The following is a 7713-nucleotide window of genomic DNA, read 5'->3' on the forward strand; positions in this document are numbered from 1 at the left end:
TCGGGGCCACGGCCCCGGCCCGCCGTACCCGTTGCGGTGGCGGCGGAGCCGTTTGGGGCCCGAGCCGCCGGGATAGCGGCGTCCCGTCGGCCGCGGCCGACGGCACGCCCGCGCCGGACGCGGCCGGGCGCCCAGCACACGGATGGAGCGACATGTCCGACGAGCACAGCGACGCCAGGGACCGCGACGCCAAGGACCGCGACCTGGACGCCGCGCGGACCGCGTCGACCGGCCCGCTGACGACCGACACCGGTGTCCGGGTGGAGGACACCGACAACTCCCTCCGGGTGGGCGAGCGCGGGCCCACCCTGATGGAGGACTTCCACTTCCGGGAGAAGATCACCCACTTCGACCACGAGCGCATCCCCGAACGGGTGGTGCACGCCCGGGGCGCGGGCGCCTACGGCTACTTCGAGCCCTACGACTCCTGGTCGCGGTACACGCGGGCGGACTTCCTCGCCGAGCCGGGGCGGCGCACCCCGGTGTTCGTCCGGTTCTCGACGGTGGCGGGGTCGCGCGGGTCGGCCGACACGGTCCGCGACGTCCGGGGCTTCGCCACGAAGTTCTACACCCGGGAGGGCAACTTCGACCTGGTCGGCAACAACATGCCGGTCTTCTTCATCCAGGACGGCATCAAGTTCCCCGACTTCGTGCACGCGGTCAAGCCCGAGCCGCACAACGAGATCCCGCAGGCGCAGTCGGCGCACGACACCCTGTGGGACTTCGTCGGTCTGCAGCCCGAGACCTCGCACATGATCATGTGGCTGATGTCGGACCGCGCCCTGCCGCGCAGCTACCGGATGATGCAGGGGTTCGGGGTGCACACGTTCCGCCTGGTCGACGCCGAGGGCCGGGGCACCTTCGTCAAGTTCCACTGGAAGCCGAAGCTCGGCACCCACTCGCTGGTGTGGGACGAGTGCCAGAAGATCCAGGGCAAGGACCCCGACTTCAACCGGCGCGACCTGTGGGACGCCATCGAGGCCGGCGCGTTCCCCGAATGGGAGCTGGGGTTCCAGCTGGTGCCCGAGGAGGACGAGCACCGGTTCGACTTCGACCTGCTCGACGCCACCAAGATCATCCCGGAGGAGGAGGTCCCGGTCACCCCGGTGGGCCGCATGGTGCTCGACCGCAACCCGGACGACTTCTTCGCCGAGACCGAGCAGATCGCGTTCCACACGGCCAACGTCGTGCCCGGCATCGACTTCACCAACGACCCGCTGCTGCAGGCCCGCAACTTCTCCTACCTGGACACCCAGCTCATCCGGCTCGGCGGCCCGAACTTCCAGCAGATCCCGGTCAACCGGCCGGTCGCCGAGGTCAGCCACAACCAGCGCGACGGCTACGGCCAGCACCGCGTGCACCGCGGCCGCACCAGCTACCACCCCAACTCCCTGGGCGGCGGCTGCCCCGCGCTCGCCGACGCCGACGTGTACCGGCACTACCAGGAGCGCGTCGACGGGCACAAGATCCGCCGCCGCAGCCCCAGCTTCGCCGACCACTACTCGCAGGCCCGGCTGTTCTACAACAGCCTCGCCGACTGGGAGAAGGAGCACCTGCGCGCGGCCTTCCGGTTCGAGCTGGGCAAGTGCACCGACATGGGGGTGCGCGAGCGCGCCGTCGCGAACTTCGCGCACGTCGACCACGAACTGGCCGTCCACATCGCCGAGGGCATCGGGGTGGCCCCGCCGGCGCCGGCCGATGGGGCGGCGGACCACGACCGGTCCTCGCCCGCGCTGAGCCAGGCCACCACGGTCCTCGACACGGTGGCCACCCGGCAGGTGGCCGTGCTCGTCTCCGACGGCGTCGACCTCGACGGCCTGCGCCCCCTGGTCGACGCGCTGGTCGGCCAGGGCGCCCTGGTGGAGCTGCTCGCCGCCACCGACGGCACCGTCCGGGCGGCCGACGGCAGCGAGGTCCGGGTGGACCGCGCGGTGGGCACCGTCGCCTCCGTCGTCTACGACGCCGTCGTGGTGCCCGGCGGCACGGCGCCCGCCGCGCTCGCCGCCGACGGCACCGCGCTGCACTTCGTCACGGAGGCGTTCAAGCACCACAAGGCGGTGGCGGCGCTGGGCGAGGGGGTCGACCTGCTGGCGCGGCTGCCGCTGCCCGAGCTGCGCACGGCCACCGGCGCCGTCCCGGTGGACGACCAGGGGGTCGTCACCGCCCGGCCCGGCGCCGGGCCGGAGTTCGCCGACGCGTTCATCGCCCGGCTCGCCGCCCACCGCGCGTGGGACCGGACGACGGCGTCCGTCCCCGCCTGACCGGCGCGGACCGCCGCGCCCCGCGTCCGGCCGGAGCGGGGCGCGGTCACGCGGCGTCGGCCCACGGGTCGACCGGGACGGTGGCGACGCACCGGCCCCGGTCGTCGAGCAGCCGGCCGTAGATCTTCTCGTAGCGCAGGATCACCCGCCGGTCCTCCACGGTGACGTCGGGGAACCGGTGGGCGATCCGGGCCTGCACCTCCTCCAGCTCCGCGAGCTGGTGCAGGCCGACCACGAGCACCAGGTTGGCCGCGCTGATGGTGTTCGCGCACAACCGCGTCTCCCGCCACCGGCCCAGCTCCGCCGCCACGTGCGCCACGGTGGCGTCCGGCGCCCGCAGCTGCAGGAAGACGCCGAGCGGCAGGTCGAACAGCGGGCGGGCGACGTCGCACCGGAAGATGACCTCGCGCGCGGCGATCAGGTCGGCGAGCCGGCGCCGGACCCGGTGCACCGGCAGGCCCAGCTCCGCCGCCGCCTCGACCGGCGTCGCCCGGCCGCGCCGGTTGAGGTGCCGGAACAGGGCCCGGTCGCCGGGGCCGAGCGGGCGGATGCGCGGCCGGTCCGGCGCCGGGTGCGGCGCCACGCTGCGCGACTCGTCCGGCGAGAGCACCCCCTGCCGCCAGTGCACGCCGCCGTAGAGCAGCCGGAAGATGTTGTGCCGCACCCGCACCGCGCCCGCCACCGGCGAGAAGCGGGTGGCCAGGGTGCGCATCAGTTGGGGCAGGTCGGCCGCGAGCAGGATCGCGAACACCTGGAAGTCGCCGGTGGTGGAGCCCACGGTGATGATGTTGGGGAACCGGGCCAGCGTCCGGGCGACCTCCTCGGTGTCGCTGGGCGCGCAGGTGACCTCCAGGACCGCCCCCAGCGACCGCTCGGGCCCGATCGCGGCGTTGACCCATGCCAGGCCGCGGTCCTCCAGGCGCGCCCAGCGGCGGGCCGCGGTGACCGCCGACACGCCGAGGGCGGCGCCGACCTCGGCCCAGGTGGCGCGCGGGTTGACCTGCAGCGCGTCGACGAGCTGGAGGTCGGCCTCGTGCACCCGGTACGTCATGCGGCCGCAATCTAGCGCGTCCCGGCGTCAGGATCCATCACATCGGCCGCTCCCACGTCAGGATCGGTCGGTTCGGCGGTGCGGTCCACCCGCGCTCGTAGGGTGGTGCGCCACCGGCGAGCGGGCCGGTGAGGCGAGAGGAGAACGCCGTGGTCGACGCCGCGCGCACGCCCCGGACGCGCGAGGAGCGCGAGGAGGCGGAGGTCTACCGCAGGGTCGGACGCCGGCTGCTGCCGTTCCTGCTGCTCTGCTACACCTTCGCCTACCTCGACCGGGTGAACATCGGGTTCGCCAAGCTGCACATGCAGGACGACATCGGGCTGTCGGAGGCGGCGTTCGGGCTCGGCGCCGGGCTGTTCTTCCTCGCCTACGCCCTCCTGGAGGTGCCGAGCAACCTCCTCATGGAGCGCATCGGGGCCAAGCGCACGATCACCCGCATCATGGTGCTGTGGGGGCTGACCTCGGCGGCCATGGCGCTGGTGCAGGACGCCACCACGTTCTACGTGCTGCGGGTGATGCTCGGCGTGTTCGAGGCCGGGTTCGCGCCCGGCATCATCCTCTACCTCACCTACTGGTACCCGGCGCGGCGCATGGCCGCCGCCATGGGCGTGTACATGCTGGCCGGCCCGGTCGGCTCCATCCTCGGCTCGGGCATGTCGGCGCTCATCATCACCTCCTTCGACGGGCTCGGCGGCCTGGCCGGGTGGCAGTGGATGTTCATCGTCGAGGGGCTGCCGTGCGTGGTCCTGGGCTACCTGTTCTGGCGGTCCATGGCCGACCGCCCGCAGGAGGCCGCCTGGCTGTCGGCCCGGGAGAAGGAGGTGGTCCTGGCGGCCGTGGCGCGCGGCCGGACGCGCACCACGCACGGCCTGGGGGCGGCGCTGCGGGACTCCCGCATCTACGTCATGTCGCTCGCCTACTTCGGCATGATGTGCGGCATCTACGCCATCAGCTTCTGGCTGCCGACCGTGCTCCAGGAGAACGGGGTCGAGGGCACCCTCACGATCGGCCTGCTGACCGCGGTGCCCTACGTGTTCGCCATCGCCGCCATGCTCGTGCTGAGCCGGACCTCCGACCGGTTCGGCGACCGGCGCTGGCACACCATCGTGCCGACCGCCGTCGCGGGCGCGGCGCTGCTGGTCGCGGCCCTGTACGGGCACGCCTTCGCCCTGTCGTTCGGCGCGCTGATCGTCGCGACCGCCGCCGTCTGGGCCGCCTACACCGTGTTCTGGGCGGTGCCCGCCGAGCATTTCGGCGGCACCGCCGCGGCCGGCGGCATCGCGCTGATCAACACGGTCGGCATCCTCGGCGGCTTCGTCAGCCCCTACCTCATCGGCCTGGTGAAGGACGTCACCGGCAGCACGCAGATCGGCCTGCTGGCCATGGTCGGGCTGCTCGCGATGGCCACCGGCGCCCTGTTCCTGCTGCGGCGCCCGGCGGGCGCCGGCCCCGCCTGACCGCACGACGCCCACGGGAGGCAACCGCATGGCACCGAGGATCCTGGTCGCCGGGTTCCTGCACGAGACCAACACGTTCGCGGCCACGCCCGCCGACTACGCGAACTTCGAGAACGGGGAGGGGTTCCCGCGCCTCCACCGCGGGGCCGAGGTCGCCGAGCTCGCCGACGTGAACATCGCCGCCGGCGGGTTCTGGCGGGCGATCCGCGACTGGGACGCCGAACCGGTGCCCGTCCTGTGGTGCGCCGCCTCGCCGTCGGCGCCGGTCACCGACCGGGCGTTCGAGCGGATCTGCGGCGAGATCACCGCCGCCTGCCGCGCGGAGCGGCCGGACGCGGTCTACCTCGACCTGCACGGCGCCATGGTGACCGCCTCCCACGAGGACGGCGACGGCGAGGTGCTGCGCCGGGTCCGCGCCGAGGTCGGCCCGGACGTGCCGATCGTGGTCAGCCTGGACCTGCACGCCAACATGTCGCCGGCGATGTTCGCGGCCGCCGACGCCATGGTGGCCTACCGCACCTACCCGCACGTCGACATGGCCGAGACCGGGCGGCGCGCGGCCGCGCTGCTGCGCCGGCTCCTCGACGGCGGCACCCTGGCGGGCCACCACCTGCGGCTGCCGTTCCTCATCCCGATCAACTCCGGCAGCACCCTGCTGGAACCCGCCGGGGAGATCTACCGGAGCCTTGACGCGGTGCCCGACGACGAGGCGGTGCTGACCTTCGCCGCCGGGTTCCCCGCCGCCGACGTGCCCGACTGCGGCCCCGTGGTGTTCGGCTACGGGCCCGAGCCGGCCGCGGTGCGCCGGGCGGTGGAGCGGCTGCGCGACCTCGTGGCGGCGCGCGAGGCCGACTTCGCGCTGGACGTCATGGACGCGGGGGAGGCCCTGGACGCGGCGGCCGCCGCCGTCGCGCGGGGCGCGGCCCCGGTCGTCGTCGCCGACACCCAGGACAACCCGGGCGCGGGCGGCGACGCCCGCACCACCGGCCTGCTGCGGGCGCTGCTGGAGCGCGATCACCCCCGGTCGGTGCTGGCGGCGATGTGGGACCCCGATGTCGTCGCGGCGGCGGTGCGCGCCGGAACGGGCGCCCGCGTCGAGGTGGAGTTCGCCGGATCGGGGGTCCCGGGCGACGCCCCGCTGCGCGGCGTGTTCGAGGTGGCCGCGCTGACCGACGGCCGGGTGCGGTTCGACGGGCCGATGATGCACGGCAACGAACTCGCGGTGGGGCCCTCGTGCCTGCTGCGGTCGGGCAACGTGGCGGTCGTCGTCAACTCGCGCAAGGCGCAGATCATGGACCGCAACCAGCTGCGGGCGGCCGGGATCGCGCCCGAGGAGCAGGACATCGTGGTGGTGAAGAGCTCCGTGCACTTCCGCGGCGACTTCCAGCCCATGGCCGGGCGCGTGCTCGTCGCGGTCGCCCCCGGCCCCATGGCCGCCGACCCCACCGCGCTCCCGTGGACCCGGCTGCCGGCGGGCCGCCGCACGGGGCCCTGCGGCCCGCCGGCCGGCTGAGGCCGCCCGCCGGGCCACGGGGCCGTCGGGACGACCGGGGGCGGCGCGGGTCCGGGCGTCAGGGGTCGGGGAACGTCCACGGGCAGCACGCCTCGAACTCCGCCGCCGCGTCCAGCAGCAGGTCGTCGCGGAACCGGGCGGCCACCAGGTGCAGGCCCACCGGCAGGCCGCCCGCCGACCGCCCCGCGGGCAGGCTCACCGCCGGGTGGCCGGTGATGTTGAACAGCCAGGTGAACCCCACGCTCATCACCCGGCCCGGCCCGTCGTGGCCGTGCGGCAGGTTCGGCGTGGTGGGGGTGGCCAGCAGGTCGGCGGCGGCGAACACCCCGTCGAGCACGTCGCGGTTGTGCGCGTCGTCGGACCGCTCCGCGTCGCCCTCCGCCCCCGCCCGCTTGGCCGTCCAGCTCGCCGCCGGGTCGCGCAGCTCGGGGTCGGCGTCGCGGAGCGCCACCCCGGCGCGGTCGGCCCAGGTGCGCACCGCGCGGCGGGCCACCCGGGCGACCTCCGGGTCGACCCGGTTGAACCCGAGGGTCGGCGCCCACACCACGCGCGGCACCGCGCCGGGGGTGCGGGTGCCGCCGCGCGGCGCGGTCCCGAACACGGCTCTGCGGTACAGCACGACGTCGGCCACCGAGCGGGCGATCGGGCCGCCCACCGACAGCCCCGCGCCGTCGCGCGACGGCAGCAGCCCGGTCGTCGGCTTGTAGCCCACCACCCCGCACCAGGCCGCGGGGATGCGGGTGGACCCGGCGCCGTCGCTCGCCGTCGCCAGCGGCACCATGCCGGCGGCCACGGCGGCGGCCGACCCCGCCGACGACCCGCCGGGGGAGACGTCGCGCCGCCACGGGTTCGCGGTCGGCCCCCGGTCGGTCACGCCCCACGTGCGCCACGGCGTCCCGGGGCCGGGCACCGAGGTCGACCCCACCGGCACCGCCCCCGCGGCCACCAGCCGCCGCGCCTGCTGCGACACCGTCCCCTCGGAGTCCTTCACGGCCAGGGGGACCCCGGCCAGCGGCAGCCGGGCACCCTCCTCCAGGGCGGCGTCGACGGCGGCCGCCCGCTCCACGGCCGCGTCGTCCCAGGTGGCACGGAACGCGTTGACGCGCGGATCGACCCGCCGGATGGCGGCCAGCGCCGCCTCGGCCACCGCGACCGCGCTCACCCGGCCCGCGGCCACCCGCGCCGCGATCTGCCCGGCCCCCGCACGCCGGTACTCCGCGGCGTCCATCGCCCGCCCCGGCCGCCCGGTCAGCTCCATGCCCCGTACCCCTCTTCCCGTGGTGCGGCGCCGCGGAACGCCGCGGCACCGGCCCCATTGTGGACGGTCGGGGCGCCGGGGACGGTGGTTTCGGGGCCCGCGCCCGATCACCTCGCGCGCCCAGGGCCGGGCAGCGGAGCGGGCCGGTCCCCGCCCGCGGCGGGGACCGGCCC

The 7713-nt window shown here is 75.4% G+C and carries 5 protein-coding genes; 3 read left to right on the forward strand and 2 right to left on the reverse strand.

Translation table 11 applies throughout. The annotated features are described in order from the left end of the window. Positions 1–152 precede the first annotated feature (152 nt). Positions 153–2261: a catalase gene (locus NT8_RS25845; protein WP_067975007.1), complete on the forward strand. Its 2109-nt coding sequence runs from the start codon at positions 153–155 to the stop codon at positions 2259–2261. 46 nt (positions 2262–2307) lie between these two features. Here the strand turns inward: NT8_RS25845 and NT8_RS25850 are convergent, their stop codons facing one another. Beyond that, positions 2308–3312: an Lrp/AsnC family transcriptional regulator gene (locus NT8_RS25850; RefSeq protein ID WP_067975009.1), complete on the reverse strand. Its 1005-nt coding sequence runs from the start codon at positions 3310–3312 to the stop codon at positions 2308–2310. Between the two features lie 149 nt (positions 3313–3461). On the opposite strand from NT8_RS25850, the gene NT8_RS25855 reads away from it, so the two are divergent. Together NT8_RS25855 and NT8_RS25860 are read left to right on the forward strand one after the other, a co-directional pair. After that, on the forward strand, positions 3462–4769 hold the full coding sequence (locus tag NT8_RS25855; RefSeq protein ID WP_067975016.1) for an MFS transporter: 1308 nt from the start codon (positions 3462–3464) through the stop codon (positions 4767–4769). Between the two features lie 28 nt (positions 4770–4797). Then, positions 4798–6282: a M81 family metallopeptidase gene (locus NT8_RS25860; protein ID WP_067975019.1), complete on the forward strand. Its 1485-nt coding sequence runs from the start codon at positions 4798–4800 to the stop codon at positions 6280–6282. Between the two features lie 58 nt (positions 6283–6340). Here the strand turns inward: NT8_RS25860 and NT8_RS25865 are convergent, their stop codons facing one another. Then, on the reverse strand, positions 6341–7540 hold the full coding sequence (locus NT8_RS25865; protein WP_084469285.1) for an amidase: 1200 nt from the start codon (positions 7538–7540) through the stop codon (positions 6341–6343). Positions 7541–7713 lie beyond the last annotated feature (173 nt).

The sequence above is a fragment of the Nocardiopsis trehalosi NBRC 14201 genome (assembly GCF_001552555.1).
Taxonomy (GTDB): domain Bacteria; phylum Actinomycetota; class Actinomycetes; order Streptosporangiales; family Streptosporangiaceae; genus Nocardiopsis_B; species Nocardiopsis_B trehalosi.